Genomic DNA, 16660 nt, shown 5'->3' with positions numbered 1-16660 from the left:
CAGGCGGAGATCGGGCGGGGGATCATCGTGTTCGAACAGGAGCCACCGTACCTTGCCGACAATAAATGTCCGGCATATGCACCGCTTCCTTTACCTAATTCTATTGCTCTTTGGTACGGCCACCGCACCCGCGGCCCCGCCCGTACGTACCGTAGTGACGACCGACGGAGAAATTGATGATGTCGACTCCTTCGTCCGCCTGCTCCTATACGCCAACGAATTCGAGCTGGAAGGGCTGGTGTACAGCAGCTCCATGTGGCACTATAAGGGTGACGGTAAGGGTACGACAATGACCTCCAAAATGGAGATGACGCGCGAAATGTACGGCGAACGCACCGACCTGCGCTGGCCCGGCGAACAATGGATGCAAGCGTTGATCGGGAAGTACGCCGAGGTGTACCCGGTGCTTTCCACCCACGCGGACGGATACCCCACCGCCGAGCATCTCCTTTCGCTCGTGAAGGTCGGCAACATTGAATTCGAAGGAGAGATGGAGCACGACACGGAGGGCTCTGACTTTATCCGCGACCTGCTGCTCGACACCACCGACGTGCGGCCGATCTACCTACAAGTATGGGGCGGAACGAATACCATCGCGCGCGCCCTCAAATCGATCGAGGATACCTACGCTGCCAGCGCCGAGTGGCCGATGATTTACGAGCGGGTCGTCAAAAAGGCCATCATCTATACGGTGATGGATCAGGATGCGACCTACCGCGACTATGTAGCCGTAAAGTGGCCAGACATCCCCGTCCTCTATAACTATCGCCAGTTCGCGGCCCTGGCCTATCCCTGGCAACAGACCGTACCCAAACCCCTGCACCACTGGCTGGAGGGCGGTTTTATGGGAGATCATATCATTAAGCACCACGGTCCCCTCACGGCGGCCTACTACAGTTACGGCGACGGGCAGCAGCAGGCGGGCGATGAGGAACACATCCACGGAGATCCGACCCGGCTCGACAGTGCGCAGTGGGGAAGCTTCGGGCAGTACGATTTCATTTCCGAGGGCGATTCTCCGGCTTTCCTCCACCTGGTGGACGTGGGGCTGCAGAACCTGGACCATCCGTCGTGGGGCGGCTGGGGTGGACGACTGGTCGCTACCGACAGCACCCTCCGTCGCTGGGAAGACGGGCCCGCCGCCACCGACTATAACCCCTACCAGCAAAGCCGGGAATCGATCTACGCCCAGATTCGCTGGCTGCCGGCACTGCAGCGGGATTTCGCCGCGCGGGCCGACTGGTGCATTCTGTCGTACGAAGAAGCCAACCACCCTCCAAGCGTAGAGATCGATGGTGAAACCCGCTTAACCGTGAGTCCCCGCCAGAAGATCACCCTGCGTGCCCGGGCCACGGATCCCGACGGCGACGAGCTCTTTTACCACTGGTGGCAGTACGGCGAAGTGGGAACTTATCCCGGCGATGCGATGCTTATCTTGAACAAAGAGGAGGCTCGGGTGACCGTTCCCGGCGATATAGAACCGGGGCAGACCATCCACCTGATCCTGGAAGTGACCGACGGCGGCTCGCCTTCATTGACGCGGTACGCACGGGTGGTGCTGACCGGGGCGGGGAAGTAGGTCTGGCGACTAAGCAGGGGATTGGCTTTGTTGGATAGTGGCTCACCACGGATGGCCACGGATTAAACACGGATCGCCTTCGTCGGAGCAATAGGCTCACCACGGATGGCCACGGATTAAACACGGATCGCCTTCGTCGGAGCAATAGGCTCACCACGGACGGCCACGGATTAAACACGGATCGCCTTCGTCGGGGCACAGATTCACTGCGGTCGGGCAGGAGGTTTTCTGTTTCTCGGCACCCTGCCTGAGAGGCGGTGAAGGGATACGTTGCGGACGGCTTCCGAGAGCCCCTCCTGACTAAGTAGGGAGGATTTTCGTTGCCCGGGAAGCTACCAACTTTTAAGCCCCAGCAACCGCTCGCCGAGCTCCGACAGCTCAGCGCATTCGTAACGCGTCTGCTCGTAATTCCGCGGGTCTCCGGGGAAGGCGTATCCTTCGGGTGCTTTGCGCTCTTTCCATGACGTAATCCGCCACTCGCGCAGTGCTTCGTCTTCTTCCTGGGCCGGGGCCATGGCGATGTACTGGGCAATACGCACCCGGTCTTCCGAGCGGTTGGGGCGGATGCCGTGGGGTTCGGAACTATTGAAGATGAGCAGGTCGCCAGCTTCCAGGGGGACCTTTACGATCTTGTCTTCCAGTCCGGTAATGTCGGGTTTGAAGGGGTCGCGGTCGGTGGGCTGGGTGAGTTTCCAACTGTCGTAGTGGCGGTACAGCCAGGGGATACACTGGAAGCCCCCCATATTGGGGTCGGTCTGGTCGGCGAGGGCGAGCACTCCCTGTACGTTTTGTGGCTTGGTTTCGGGGTCGTAATCCCAGTGGATAAAACCCTGATATTCGAATCCGGGGCGGATGGGAAAATTGAGGTTAGCGCGGTCGATCGTGACCCATAATTTTTCGGTGCCCCAAATGTCGACGAAGGCATCGTAGACGCGGGGTGTTTGTCGGTTATTCCACAGGGTTTGGTGGTTGTATACTTCCACCATGCCGGTACCCACCAGCTCTTTCATCTTCATTTCGGCGCGCGGGGCGGTGTACCAGGTGGTTTGGTCGTCGGGGTCCTTATCCTCGAACTCCCACAGGAAGTCGACGGTGCGTAGGGCCTGCTCGCGGGGGACGGCCTGCTTGACAATTACGTATCCACTCTCCCGCCAGAAGGTCCACTGTTCGGGAGTAAGGACGCGCAGGGAGTCGGGAGCGGCTTCGGTGCGCAATTTTACGCTACTGCTCTTGGCGGTAGACGGGTTACCCGGGATGTCGTGATGATTGTTTGGGATACGGTCGTTGGCGTCGGATGGCATGGTTGGGAGCGGCTTGAAGTGGAGTTGAGGTACCTAAATTACGGGAGAGTCTCGGATCGGAGGCTGATAGACCTATTGACTTTGCTCGGCGTACAACGCCTCGACCTGTGATGTCTCGGAACGGAGGCCGCTTGACCTATACCAAGCTCGGCGTACAACGCCTCGACCTGAGATCCCGACCTAAGCCGTGCGGCAGCGAAATCCGTGAGAATCCGTGCCCATCCGTGGTGAAGCGTCTCGGACCGGAGGCCGCTCGACCTTGGAGTTTGCAACGCCTCGACCTGTGATGTCTCGGACCAGAGGCCACTCGACCTAAGAAGCTGCTTCCCCGCGCCGAATGGTCGTTTTATTAGCCCGGACCGTAGAATGGTCGCCCCCAACCGCAGGATAATCCCCAATTTAGGGACCGAATGAGTTTACCGCACCCAATGAAGCAGCACTTTACGCCACCAAACATCATGCACCGACCCATCCTGATCGCTCTTTTCGTATTCCTCTGCACCTGCGTCCGCGCCCAGAGCCTGGAACTGACGGGTAGGGTAGTGGAAAGCAGCGGAGAGGCGGCCGTGGAATTCGCCACGGTGAAGGCCATCGACCCGGCAAGCGGGGATATGCTTACCGGAACTACTACCGATGATGGAGGCGTCTTCCTGCTGAAAGTGCCACGGCCGGGCCTTACCCTGGAGGTGAGTTTCCTGGGATTTGCCCCCACCCGGATCGAAGGAGTGCAAGCCGCCGATCTGGGAACCATCATCCTTAAGCCCGACGGGGAAACCCTGGACGAAGTACTCGTCACCGGGGAACGGTCCACGACCGAATTCCGGCTGGATAAACGGGTGTTCAACGTCGGGAAAGACCTGAGCAGCAGCGGAGCCAGTGCCCTAGAAGTACTGAATAACGTCCCCTCCGTCACGGTCAACATCGAAGGCCAGATCAACCTGCGCGGCAGCGGCGGGGTACAAATCCTGATCGACGGCAAGCCCTCGGTCCTCACCGCCGACAACGGCAATGCCCTCGGCACCATCACGGCCGATATGATCGAAAGCGTGGAGGTCATCACGAACCCCTCCGCGAAGTACCAGGCCGAAGGGACCGCCGGCATCATCAACATCGTCCTGAAGAAGGAGGAGCAGCGGGGCCTGAACGGTTCGGTAACCGTCAATACCGGCACCCCCAACAACCACAGCCTCGGACTGAGTGTAAACCGCCGGACGACCAAGTTCAACCTCTTCGGCCAGGTCGGGGTGGGTTACCGGACCTTCCCGGAGGTGAACCGGGGCATCAACCGCGACCTGACCACCGGCACCACCGTGCTCAGCGAAGGAGAAGCGGATAAGAACGAACAGTTCTATAACCTTATCCTCGGTACCGATTACCATATTAACGATCGCAACGTACTCTCCCTGACCGGCCACCTGGCCTACGAGATCGAAACGGAAAATGCCCTGACGGACTTTCGGGTACTCAATTCCACCAACACCCTTACCGACGCCTGGCGCCGCACGGAAGCCACCGACGCCACCAACCCCAAGTGGCAGTACGAACTGAATTACAAGCGGGAGTTCGATGCCGAGGATAAAGACCACGTTCTCATAGTCAGCGCCCTGGGTAATTCGTTCACGAAGGACCAATCGTCCGAATTCACCACCAACACCAGCGAGGGGCAGGCGCTCTTCGGCGACCAGCGAACGGCCACCGACTTCGGCGAGACGGAGTACACCTTCAAGGTCGACTACACCCGGCCCGTGAGCGAGGCAGTCACCGTCGAAACCGGCCTGCAGTACGAATTCAACGACGTGGGCAACGACTTTTCGGTGAGCGACTTCATCGACGATGATTTTCAGCTGGTACCGGAGCTCTCCAACCGCTTCGAGTATAATCAGGGCGTGCTGGGTGCCTACGCCACGGGCGCCTACGAAAGCGACAGCTGGGGCGTTAAGGCCGGACTACGCGTGGAGCAAACGGATCTGAGCACCCTGCTGGTGGATACCGATGAAGCGAACGCGCAGAACTACCTCAACCTATTTCCGACGCTCCATACCTCCTACAAATTCAGCGAGGCGGTTTCCGTTCAGGCCGGCTACTCCCGGCGCATCTTCCGGCCCCGGCTCTGGGACCTGAACCCCTTCTTCAATATCCGCAACAACTTCAACGTGCGGGCGGGCAACCCGAACCTCCAACCGGAATTTACGGACTCCTACGAACTGACGGGCATCGTAATCGTCGGGGACGTAAGCCTCAACGCGGGCATATATCACCGCTATACAACGGACGTGGTGGAGCGGGTGTCCTTCTTCCGCGACAACGTCAACGTCACCCAACCCGTCAACCTCGGTACCAGCCGCACCAACGGGGTGGAACTCAATGGCAAGTACCGCCCGGTGAGGTGGCTTACCCTGAACGGCGACTTTAACTACAACCACTTCGACCGCACCGCCGAGCTGGAAGGGGTGAGCTACGACTTCAGCGCCGAGCGGTTCAACGGCCGCCTGGTCACGAAATTCGAACTGCCCCTGGACATCGACTTCGAGGTCGCCGGCAACCTCCGCTCGGGGTACCGGACGGTTCAGGGACGCGTGTCGGGCTTCTCGTACGCTGACGTGGGACTACGCAAGAAGGTGCTGAAGGGACGGATGATCTTCAACGTGAGTGTCCGCGACGCCTTCGCTTCCATGATCGACGAAAACGAAGCTACGCAGCCCGACTTTTACCTCTATAACTACCGGCAGCGGGGCCGCTTCGTCACGGTCGGACTAAGCTACGGCTTCGGCAAGGGCGAGGCGATGGAATTCGGGGGGCAGAAGCAGTTCTAGGTCACCGGCTCAATGGGCACCTTGGGCTGGGCGAAGTCGACCGCCACATCGTTGTCGTCCACGATCAGGCAGAGCAGACCGGCCAGGAAGAAGGCCGCGCCCCCGAGCAGGAGGGCGTAGATGGATACATTACCGAAAAAGTTCTTCAGGATGAACCCCAGAATGCCCGCCGCCAAAATTTGCGGGATCACGATGAAGAAGTTGAAAACGCCCATATAGTAACCCATCTTGTCCGCCGGCAGGATACTGGAGATGATCGCGTAGGGCATCGACAGAATACTCGCCCACGCAATGCCTACCCCGACCATGCTCACCAACAGGAGGTTCGGATCACTGACGAAATACACCGAGAGCAGGCCGATGCCCCCGGCGAAGAGGGCCACCAGGTGGGTGATGCGGCGACTCAGTCGCTTAGCGATGACCGGCAGCGCGAAGGCGAACAGCGCCGCGAAGCCATTATATACGGCAAAGCAGATGCCGACCCAGTCCGCCCCCTCGTTATAGGCCGCCGAGGTACTGTCGGTAGTGCCGTAGATGTGGCTCGTTACGGCCGGGGTCATGTAGATCCACATCGAAAACAGGGCGAACCAGCTGAAGAACTGCACGGCGGAGAGCTGCACCATGGTCTTCGGCATCCGGAAGATGCCCATAAAGGATTCCTTGACTCCGTCCCAGATGCCCCGGGCGGCGTTTTCCTCCTGGAGCTGGTGGATATCGTCGGGGGGGTATTCCTTGGTGTTGAAGACCGTCCACATCACGGCACTGAAGTAGGCGATGCCGCCGAGGTAGAAGGACCAGCGCACGGCGTCGGGGATGCTGCCGGCCGGGGCCGTATTCTCCATGCCGAACCAGTTGGTAAATATCCAGGGCAGGGCCGAGGCGATCACGGCTCCGGTGCCGATGAAGAAGCTCTGGGTCGCGAAGCCCGTGGTGCGCTGGGAATTGGGGAGCATGTCGCCGACGAAGGCCCGGAAGGGTTCCATGCTGATGTTGATGCTGGCGTCCATAAGCCAGAGCATCACGACGGCCATCCACAGGGCGGTGGAGTTGGGCATCAAAAACAGGGCGATCGTCGCCAGAATGGCCCCGACGGCGAAGTAGGGGCGGCGGCGTCCCCATTTTTCACTCCAGGTACGGTCGCTATAGTAACCGATAATCGGTTGTACGAGCAGGCCGGTAGTGGGGGCGGCGAGCCAGAGGATGGCGAGTTCGTCGGTCTGGGCGCCGAGGGTTTCGAAGATGCGGCTGACGTTGGCGTTCTGGAGGGCGAAGCCGAACTGAATGCCGAGGAAACCGAAACTCATATTCCAGATTTCCCAGAACCCCAGGCGGGGCTTCTCGGAGCTGATGGATACTTTTGTCATGATCGGGGTTGAAGTGAAAGCGGCGGGAAAGTACGCATTCTGTTCCCCAACTCGCTCGCGCCTTACTTTCCGGGCATCGCGGATTCGTCCATGTGCATCACGCACCACCGGTGTCCGTCGGGGTCGGCGAAGCAGAACAGGTACATCCACCCATTGACGAGGGTAGGGGGCGTGTAGATGTTCCCGCCGGCCGCGGCGACCCGGTCCCGCATAGCGTCCACGGCCGCGGGGTTTTCGGCATCGACGTTGATGAGTACCTCCGAGGACTTACCCGTATCGGTGACGGGTAGTTGGGTGAAGTTCTGGAACTCAGTTTGCGGAAAGAGCATCATGACGAAGTCGTGCTCCCCGATCAGAAAACCGGCAAGGTGAGGATTACCGGCGTGGCGCGGGCTCTCCCGAAAGCCGATCGCGCGGAAAAATTTACGGGAGGCGGCTACGTCGGTGACGGGCAGGTTAAGCCATATTTGCTTGGTCATGCAGGTAGGAAATTAGTAGAGTTAAGGTAATCTTTTTGTCGGCACGCGAAACCACTCGGCGGGGGCAATCGGGGCCTAAGGGGAACGCCCGGGGTGTTAACCGACCGAGGCCGTAGACCGACCGAAACGGCCACCGGCGGGGTAGGGGGCGGCGGCGCGCGGGAGCAACGAAAGACACCGGAATAAGTGTATTTCCCTGCTTTATCTTGCGAAAGTCTTAATATTGGGTATATTTATTCCTGAATTTCACTAGGTTCGAAAGAATCAACTATCTCACACTAGCTTAACGTAATCATGCGAACAATTTTACTCCTCCTCTGCTGGGGCTGGATCAGCGTGCTCAGCGCCCAGGTCACCGGGGTCATAACCGACGAGTCCGGGGAACCCCTCATCGGAGCGACCGTACTTTTAGAGGGAACCAATACCGGAACCGTAACCGATATCGATGGCAATTTTTCCCTCAGCGTCACCGGCGACGATCCCCACCTGGTCGTCACCTATACCGGCTACGAAAGCCAGATCATTCAAGTTGGTAACCAAACGGCCTTCGAGATCGTCCTGCTGGAAGATGCCGAGACCCTCGACGAAGTCGTCGTCGTCGGCTACGGTATCCAGAAGAAGCGAGACGTCACGGGCGCCATCGCCAGTCTGGACGACGAACAAATCAAGAAAATCGCTACCCCCGGTGCCGTCACGGCCATGCAGGGGCAGGTGAGCGGGGTCGACATCGTCAGCCCCGGCGGTCGCCCCGGCGCGAACCCCAGCATCCGGGTGCGTGGCCGGCGGTCCCTGTCGGCCTCCAACGACCCCCTCTTCGTCATCGACGGAATCCCCCAAACCTCCGGCACGAGTGCCATTGCGGACATCAACCCCCAGGACATCGAGTCGATGGAGATCCTGAAGGATGCCGCCGCCACCGCCATTTACGGTAGCCGGGGATCCAACGGCGTCATCATCGTGACCACCAAGCGCGGCTCGGCCGGTCGTACGATCGTCAGCTACGACGGTTACTACGGCGGCACCAGCGCCCTCAACACCGTCGATATGATGAACGGCGCGGAGTTCGCGGCCCTCAAGCGGGAAAGTCAGCGCGACGGCTGGAACGGCGCCATCCCGACGGACGAGGACGTCTTCCAGGATCCCACCGAGCTCGAGAGCATCGCCCTGGGACGCAGCACCGACTTTCAGGACCTTGTTATCGGCAACGGCTGGCAGACCAACCACCAGCTCGGTGTACGGGGCGGCAACGAAAGCACCCAGTTCAATATGTCGCTCGGCTACTTTGACGAGAAGGGCATCATCTCCAACATGGACTTCCGCCGCTTCACCGCGCGGGTGAACCTGGACCAGAAGATCGGACGCATCTTCCAGGCCGGTATCTCCTTTACCGCCTCCAATTCCCTGCAGAACTACGGTTCCACGGCGACCATCTTCGAAGCACTGGCCAACAACCCCCTCGGCGTGGCGTACAACGAGGACGGCTCGGTACGCTTCCTGCCCACCAACGACGGTATCCGGACCAACCCCCTGGCGGAACTGGAGCCCAACGCCGTAGTGGACGATCGCCGCGTAACGCGCATTTTCGCGCCGCTGTACCTGAAGGCGAATCTGGCGGAAGGCCTCGTGTTCACCACCAACTTCGGTCCTGACATCCGCTATTACCGTCGGGGTGCCTTCAACGGCAGTCTGACCAACAACAACCGGGGAGGCCCCGCCGATGCCAGCACTCAGAACGTGCAGGATTTCGGCTACACCCTGGAAAACATCCTGAACTACAACCGGTCGATCGGAGCGAATGACGAACTGGGGGTTACCCTGCTGCAGTCCATCCAGAGTCTGCGGACGGAGAGCGCTGCCGCCAGCGTGACCAACCTTCCCTACGAGAGCCAGTTGTTCTATAACCTCCGTACCGCGGAGGTTAAGGGCGATATCGAGTCGGATCTGACCGAATGGCAACTCGCCTCCTTCATGGGCCGGGTCAACTACGCCATCAACGGTAAATACCTGTTGCAGGCCAGCCTGCGGGCCGACGGTTCCAGCCGCCTTGCCGCGGGTAACCAGTGGAATTACTTCCCGGGCATCTCCGTCGGCTGGCGCGTCGGCGCCGAACCCTTCATGCAGGGACTGAGCTGGCTCAACGGCCTGAAACTGCGGGCGAGCTACGGCGAAGTAGGTAACACCTCCGTCGATCCCTACCAGACCCAGGGTGGTCTGCAGCGGACGGTCTACGCCTGGGACGAAAGCCCCGCCTTCGGCTTTGCCCTGCGGGACATCCCCAATTCCGAACTGGGCTGGGAAGTTTCCAAGACCGTCAACGCCGGCTTTGACATCGACGTACTGAACGGTCGCTTCAACGCCTCCTTCGAGATCTACCGCACGAACACCGAAGACCTGCTGCTGGCCCGCAACCTGCCGCCGACCTCCGGCTACTCCAGCATTCTGCAGAACGTCGGTTCTACCCGGACCAACGGTGCCGAACTCGTGCTCGGCGCGGGTATCCTCAACAACCCCACCGGTCTGAACTGGGACGTCGATTTCAACATTTCCGGCTACCGGGAAGAAATCACGGAACTGGCCCTGTTCGACGGTGACGGCAATCCGCTCGACGACGTCGGTAACCAGTGGTTCATCGGCCAGCCCATCAACGTCTTCTTCGACTACCGCAAGATCGGCATCTACCAGTCCAACGAAGTGGAACTGGCTGACAGCCGCGAGAACAAGGTACCGGGGGAGATCAAACTCGACGATATCGACGGCGACGGCGTCATCACCCCCGCCGACCGGGTAATCCTGGGCAACGACGTCCCCGATTTCTTCGGCGGACTCACCAACCGGTTCGAGTACCGGGGCGTGGACTTGTCCTTCTTCCTCTTCTTCCGCCAGGGGCAGATGATCTCCAGTCGCTTCCACGGCAGCAACAACTCGCTGTTTGCCCGCTACAACAACCTCGATGTCGACTACTGGACCATCGATAATCCCACGAACGCGAACCCCCGGCCGAACGAGAACCAGGAGAGCCCCCGTAACGGATCCACGCTCACTTACTTCGACGGTAGCTTCGTCAAGTTGCGCAACGTGCAACTGGGCTACGAGTTACCCGACAACGTGATCACCCGCCTCGGGCTGTCCCGTCTGCGGGTATACGTATCGGGCCAGAACCTCTGGTTCAGCTCGAAGTACGAGAGCTTCGACCCCGAACTTCAGGACCCCTCGCAGAACGACGTTATTCCGAGCAACAAGATCATCCTGGCTGGCGTACGTGCCACCTTCTAAAAAGTACCATCGTGAAAATCAAACATTTCATCTACGCCCTCGCCCTTACCGGGCTGGGCGCCTATAGCACCTCCTGCGATCAGTACCTGGAGGAAGAACTTATTTCCGGCGTATCGGCGGCGACCTACTATCCCACCGCCGGCGGTTTCGAGGATGCCGTAAAGGCCACCTACTCCTTCATGAAGCCCTTCTACGGGGTGGAGCGCGGGTTTACCATGACCGTATTCGGTACCGATACCTACACCAACGGATCGGACGGTAGTTTTAAGGGTATCAACGCTTACGACGGTCGCCTGAACGGGTCCGACCGATTCATCCGCGATACCTGGCGGGATCACTACCGGGGTATCAACCAGGCCAACGCCGTGATCAATCGGTCCGAGGGACTGGAAGCCGTATCCGAAGAGGTGAAAACGGCCCGCCTTGCGGAGGTACGTTTCCTTCGCGCACTTTACTACTTCGACTTAGTACGCATCTACGGTGACGTCCACCTCACGCTGGAAGAAACCATTGGCGTGGAAGTGGAGGCCAACCGCACCGCCCAGTCGGAAGTCTATACCCAGGCGATCATACCGGATCTGGAGTTTGCCATTGCTAACCTGCCGGCCGAACAGGGCGATTACGGCCGCGCGACGAAACCGGCGGCCCAGTTCCTGCTGGCCAAAGTGTACATGCGCCGCAGCTACACGGGCTTCGCGGACGCCGGAGATGCCTCCCGTGCCGAAAGCCTGATGACGCAGGTGATCGAAGACTACGACTTCGAGTTGCTCGACGATTTCGAAGACCTCTGGGACATTTCCAACGAGCAGAATTCCGAGGTGATCTGGACCGTGCAAAACTCGAAATCACAGGTCGATGAGGGCATCGATGGCGAGGGTCACCGGGGGCACCTCTACTTCCTAATGGAGTACGATAATCAGCCCGGCATGACCCGCGACGTCGAGAACGGACGCCCGTGGAAACGCTTCCGCCCCACGCAGTATACCCTCAATCTGTGGGACCGGTCCATCGACACCCGCTACGATAAGTCCTTCAAGCACGCCTGGCTGGCCAATAACGAATCCACGATCCCGACCTGGAGCGCGGAGGAGGCCGCCGCCGGCTACGGCACCGCCGGACAGCCCAAATTCGCCCTGGGCGATACGGCCATCTACATCCCCGGCCCGCAACTGGAAAGCGAGTGGCCGCAGTCGCGGCAGGCCCGCACGCGCTACCTCGTCTTTACGAACGAAGAGTACACCGAGCGCAATTACCCCACCCTGAAGAAGTGGCTGGACCCCACCCGCCCCAACCGCCAGCATACTCAGGGTCAGCGTGATTTCGTACTGATGCGCCTCGCCGACGCCTACCTGATCCGCGCCGAAGCCCGCCTGAAGCAGGGTGACCTGGACGGTGCCGCGGAGGACATCAACGTGATCCGCGTGCGCTCCGCCGTCGAGGGTATGGAGGAGGACATCAAGATCTCCGCCGGAGACGTCAGCCTCAACTTCCTGCTGGACGAACGCGGCCGTGAGCTCGTCGGTGAGGGCCATCGCTGGTTCGACCTGACGCGCACCATGACCCTGGTCGAGCGCGTACACCAGTACAACCCGGAGGGTGGACCCAACATTCAGGATTTCCACGTCGTGCGCCCGGTTCCACAGGATCAGATTGACCGTACCCTCGGTGGCTATCCGCAGAATACGGGGTACAATAACTAATTGACCGCCATTCCTCATCAAGCCGGCAGCCGCCGGGTAGTGAAGGTTACCTTACTAAAGCCAGATCGAGTGCCACGCTCGGTCTGGCTTTTTTCGTTGGCTCCCGCGCGCCGCCGCCCGCCACGACGAATGCTAAAATGGAGGGAATAAGACGTTCGGCGAACGGGTGTACGTTAGGGAAAAGGTAGGTCATGCGTGATTGGTGGCCCGTGTTTTGCTCTCATGAAACGTCATTGTCAATATGCCTAGACTTTATTTCCTGGTGGTACTGATCTGGCCGTCGTTAATGCTTACCGGTCAGGCATCCTACCAAGCCGGATATCTCATCGATCATGAGGGAATGCGCCGGGAGATCGAGGTCTACGATTTTGGGTGGGTGGATAACCCGGTGCGGTTTAAGTACCGCACCGCTGACGGGCAAATACTTACCGGTGACGTGACGACGGTCGCGGAGTTCGGCCTCGCCGACGAAAGCCTGCGGTACCTGACTGCCAAGGTGGAGATCGATTCTTCCCGCGATCACACCGCCGGGCTGGACCAGCATTCCAAACCCCAGTGGGTAACGGAACGGGTATTTCTGGAGTACGTCGTGGACGGGGAAGCCGATCTGTTCTACTGGGAAGCGGGCGAACGTAAGCGATACTTTTACCGCCTGGCCTCCGAGGTACCCGTACAACTGGTCAACCGCCGTTACCTGAAGGAACGTAAGATCATTACCCAGCATAACTACCGGGGACAACTACAATCTGCGGTATTCTGCCCGGAAAGCGGCAATGCACTCTCTACCCTGAAGTACACGCGGAGGGAGTTGGCGGACTATTTCCAATCCTATAACGCCTGCACCGGAAACCTCTCAAAGACCTACCGGCCCGCGCCTACCTCCTCACCCCTGCAGGTCTGGCTCGGTGGGGGAATGGGGCTCTATACCGGTCCCACCCGGCATCTGCTGGCCGGAAGCGACAAACCGATAGGAACGACCTACTCCCAGACGCTCGGACTCACGGTGGAACGAATTCTTCCCCTGGCCAAACAGCGGTGGGCGGTGCACTTCGGCGCGCAATATCAGCGAATCAGCAGCACCTCGCTGGTGCCGCCTTCCGGTGGATCGGCCGTTTACCTACAATTGATCAACGTACCCTTCGGGGTCAAACGCTATATTCATCTATCGGCCCGTTCCGCCGCGTTTATTCGCGCGCTGGGTGTGTTCCAAGTACCCCTTGACGGGATGGTGTACTCGCGGGGGGGCGCTCAGCACACCCACCAGCTTAAACCCCGGTGGAATTACCAAGTCGGAATCTCCGGTGGCCTCCAACGGCAACGGTGGTCGGTCGAAGTTCAGGGTAGTAGGCAGTGGGATATGTTGCGGGAATACGCCTACTTCGCTACTGCTTTTTGGGACGTTCGGATGATGATAAACTACCGGCTGCGCTGAGCGGCCTACTGGTCGTGAGGTGGCGATACCGTCCCTTCCAGGCTGTCCTTGCGTGCGGAATGTGACTGGTCCGGAGTGATCGCTCTTTGCTGAATTAGCGGGCTCCCGCGCGCCGCCGCTACCGCCGAAAATAAAATCCGACAACAGTAAATCCGGAATTAGCTTCACTGCAAATTACCTGCATGAACCCGTGCTTTACCCTGCTCGCCTGGCTGTTTACGCTCACTCTTTACGGACAGGCCGGCTTCGAGCCGGGATACGTCGTCCTTGCCAACGGACAACGTCAAGCCGTGGATATATACAACGCCGACTGGGTAGATAACCCGACGCGCATCCGCTACCGGACGCCCGACGGGGAAACCGTAACCGCCGGCTACGATCGGATCGCGGAATTCGGACTAACGGACGGCAGTCTACGCTACGTCGCCGCCACCGTGAAGATTGACGCATCCAGCGATCGCCTGGCCGAGCTCAGCCGATCCGAGGAACCGGTATACCGGGAACAACAGGCGTTCCTGGAACTGCTGATCGACGGGGAAACCGACCTACTCTACTGGGAGGAGGGGGAAATCCGGAGATTTTTCTACCGAAAGGGCGACGAGGTCCCCGTACAACTCATCCGGCGACGGTACCAGCGGGGCGACAACATCGTGGAGCAGGACCTGTACCGGGGGCAACTGCGTAGCCAAGTGAACTGTGAGGCGAATGACCAGTCCCTCCGGGAGCTGGCTTACGACCGGCGGGCCCTCGTGGCCTACTTCAAGGAGTACAATGCTTGTCGGGGAGTGGAATTTGCCCATTCCGTCCGCAGTTACGCCACCGATCGCTTCCGGTTGTACGCCCGTCCGGGATTAGCCTATTTCTTCGGAAATGCGTTGGTGGATAACGGATTCGGAGGACACGCCGACCGTCCCCTGGAAGCCAGCTACGGGGTGAGTCTCGGCGTAGGGACGGAGATCGTACTTCCCCTGGCGAACAACCGGTGGGCGGTGTTCGGCGAGCTGTACCTGCAGCGGATCAATACGTTGCGGGATACCCTGCCCAACCGGACATCGTCCGTTCGGTTGCGCTCGCTCAACCTTCCGCTAGGCGTGCGCCGTTACGTTCACCTCGGTCAGGATCGGGCCCTGTTCGTGGAAGTCATGGGCTTGCTGCAGCTTCCCTGGAAAAGCTTCGCCTTCATCACGGATGGCCCCCACGTCCGCAGTTACGAGGCTACCTGGAACTTCGGCCTCGCCGCGGGTCTGGGACTGCGCTCGGGGCGGTGGATGGTGGAAGGCAGGTACACCCACGATCAGGACGTGCTGCAGACCTATATCACGAATTCCACGAACTTTCGCTCGGTGGGGTTGGTAGCCGGTTATCGCCTGAATCCCTGACGCAGCCCGGGGGACGTATTGGGGGAGTTGCGGTATATTCAGGCACAAAAAAATTTCCATGTCCCATACCCGTCGTTCCCTGCTCCGTACCGCCGCCGTCGCGGCACCCTTCACGCTTATTCCTTCCTGGATGCGGGCGGGGCTGCCGGGGAAGGGGAGCCCCAACGCCGACCTACAGATCGGAGTGATCGGGTGCGGGCGGCAGGCCAACGGGCTCAGCGGCGTCCTGTCCCGGATGGACGGGGTCAAAGTGATCGCCGCCTGTGATGTTCACGCCGCCCAGTTGGCGTACTATACCAAGGCCAGACGGGAGGAACACGCTGCCGCGGGGGCAGGGGCGGTCCCGGAAATAGCCACCTACGCCGACTACCGGGCGTTGATCGATCATTCCGGACTGGACGCCGTGCTGATCGCCACGCCCGATCACCAGCACGCCCCGATATGTATCGCCGCGCTGGAGAAAGGGCTGCACGTGTACTGCGAAAAGCCACTGGCGCACACCATTGAGGAAGGTCGCGCCATGGTCGAGGCCACCGAGAAAAGCGGAAAGGTCCTTCAGACCGGTAGTATGCAGCGTTCCATGTACAACTTCCGCCACGCGGTGAAACTGATTCAGGCGGGTAAGCTGGGAGAGATCCGGGAGGCGATCGTCAGCATCGGACCACCGCCGATCCCCTTCGATCTGGAGGGGCAGCCCGTTCCCGACGGCCTTGACTGGACCTCGTGGATCGGACCCACCGTCACGCGGCCCTATCACCCAACGTTGCTGCCGACCCAGGAAATGAAAATGTGGGGGAAATGGCGGGACTACGCCGAATTCGGAGGCGGTATGGTCACCGACTGGGGTGCCCATATGTTCGACATCGTGCAGTGGGCCCTGGGGAAGGACGATACGGGCCCGACCCGGTTCTTCGTGCCCGGGGGGGATACGCAGGAAGGGCTGACCTTCTTCTACGACGACGGGGTGAAGGTGACCCACCGTCAATTCGGGCGCGGGAACGCGGTCCGTTTCGTCGGAACCGAGGGCACCCTCGACGTGAGCCGGGGGATTCTGGACAGCAGCGTGGAGGAACTGATCGGGTACGGCGACGGCCCGCAGCGCATCCCCGGCGGAGCTAACCGGGCGCACTTTGCCGAATGGTTCGCGGCCATCCGGGGCGAGGGCGAAGTGAGTTGTCCGGCGGAAACGGGGCACCGGACGGCTTCCGTCTGCTCGCTCGCCAATATCGCTTACCGGCTCGGAAAACCGCTGGAATGGGATCCCGCGACGGAGCGCATCACCAACAACCGTAGCGCGAACCGGCTGCTCGGGCCGTACTACCGGATGAGCCTGGCGTAGG

Annotated in this window: 10 protein-coding genes; 7 read left to right on the top strand and 3 right to left on the bottom strand. The window is 60.1% G+C overall.

The annotated features are described in order from the left end of the window. Positions 1 to 76: 76 nt before the first annotated feature. Positions 77 to 1579: a DUF1593 domain-containing protein gene (locus tag NMA52_RS08095; protein WP_254827159.1), complete on the top strand. Its 1503-nt coding sequence runs from the start codon at positions 77 to 79 to the stop codon at positions 1577 to 1579. A gap of 332 nt (positions 1580 to 1911) precedes the next feature. On the opposite strand, the gene NMA52_RS08090 is transcribed toward NMA52_RS08095, so the two are convergent. Beyond that, entirely contained in the window at positions 1912 to 2880 is a 969-nt protein-coding gene (locus NMA52_RS08090) for a phytanoyl-CoA dioxygenase family protein (protein WP_254827158.1), read from the bottom strand. A gap of 428 nt (positions 2881 to 3308) precedes the next feature. Between NMA52_RS08090 and NMA52_RS08085 the strand changes: the two genes are divergently transcribed. Then, positions 3309 to 5693 (top strand): outer membrane beta-barrel family protein, encoded by a 2385-nt coding sequence (locus tag NMA52_RS08085; RefSeq protein WP_254827157.1) that lies wholly within the window; start codon positions 3309 to 3311, stop codon positions 5691 to 5693. On the opposite strand, the gene NMA52_RS08080 is transcribed toward NMA52_RS08085, so the two are convergent. After that, complete coding sequence (locus NMA52_RS08080; RefSeq protein ID WP_254827156.1) at positions 5690 to 7057, bottom strand: MFS transporter; 1368 nt, start codon at positions 7055 to 7057, stop codon at positions 5690 to 5692. The two genes, NMA52_RS08085 and NMA52_RS08080, sit on opposite strands and share 4 nt — an antisense overlap. Before the next feature lie 62 nt (positions 7058 to 7119). Beyond that, positions 7120 to 7536 carry a VOC family protein gene (locus NMA52_RS08075; protein ID WP_254827155.1) on the bottom strand — a complete coding sequence of 139 codons (417 nt, stop codon included), beginning with the start codon at positions 7534 to 7536 and terminating at the stop codon, positions 7120 to 7122. 294 nt (positions 7537 to 7830) lie between these two features. Between NMA52_RS08075 and NMA52_RS08070 the strand changes: the two genes are divergently transcribed. From NMA52_RS08070 to NMA52_RS08050, 5 genes are all read left to right on the top strand, one after another. Next, positions 7831 to 10809: a TonB-dependent receptor gene (locus tag NMA52_RS08070; RefSeq protein WP_254827154.1), complete on the top strand. Its 2979-nt coding sequence runs from the start codon at positions 7831 to 7833 to the stop codon at positions 10807 to 10809. 11 nt (positions 10810 to 10820) lie between these two features. Beyond that, positions 10821 to 12509, top strand: a complete 1689-nt coding sequence (locus tag NMA52_RS08065) for a RagB/SusD family nutrient uptake outer membrane protein (RefSeq protein ID WP_254827153.1) — start codon at positions 10821 to 10823, stop codon at positions 12507 to 12509. A gap of 241 nt (positions 12510 to 12750) precedes the next feature. Further along, entirely contained in the window at positions 12751 to 13941 is a 1191-nt protein-coding gene (locus tag NMA52_RS08060) for a hypothetical protein (RefSeq protein ID WP_254827152.1), read from the top strand. A 182-nt stretch (positions 13942 to 14123) separates the two neighbouring features. Then, positions 14124 to 15320 (top strand): hypothetical protein, encoded by a 1197-nt coding sequence (locus NMA52_RS08055; RefSeq protein WP_254827151.1) that lies wholly within the window; start codon positions 14124 to 14126, stop codon positions 15318 to 15320. A gap of 58 nt (positions 15321 to 15378) precedes the next feature. Then, on the top strand, positions 15379 to 16659 hold the full coding sequence (locus NMA52_RS08050) for a Gfo/Idh/MocA family protein (protein WP_254827150.1): 1281 nt from the start codon (positions 15379 to 15381) through the stop codon (positions 16657 to 16659). Position 16660: the final 1 nt, after the last annotated feature.

The sequence above is a fragment of the Lewinella sp. JB7 genome (assembly GCF_024297185.1).
GTDB lineage: Bacteria > Bacteroidota > Bacteroidia > Chitinophagales > Saprospiraceae > Neolewinella.
The sequence above is the reverse complement of the archived record's forward strand: the minus strand, read 5'-3'. Positions and strand labels throughout refer to the sequence as shown.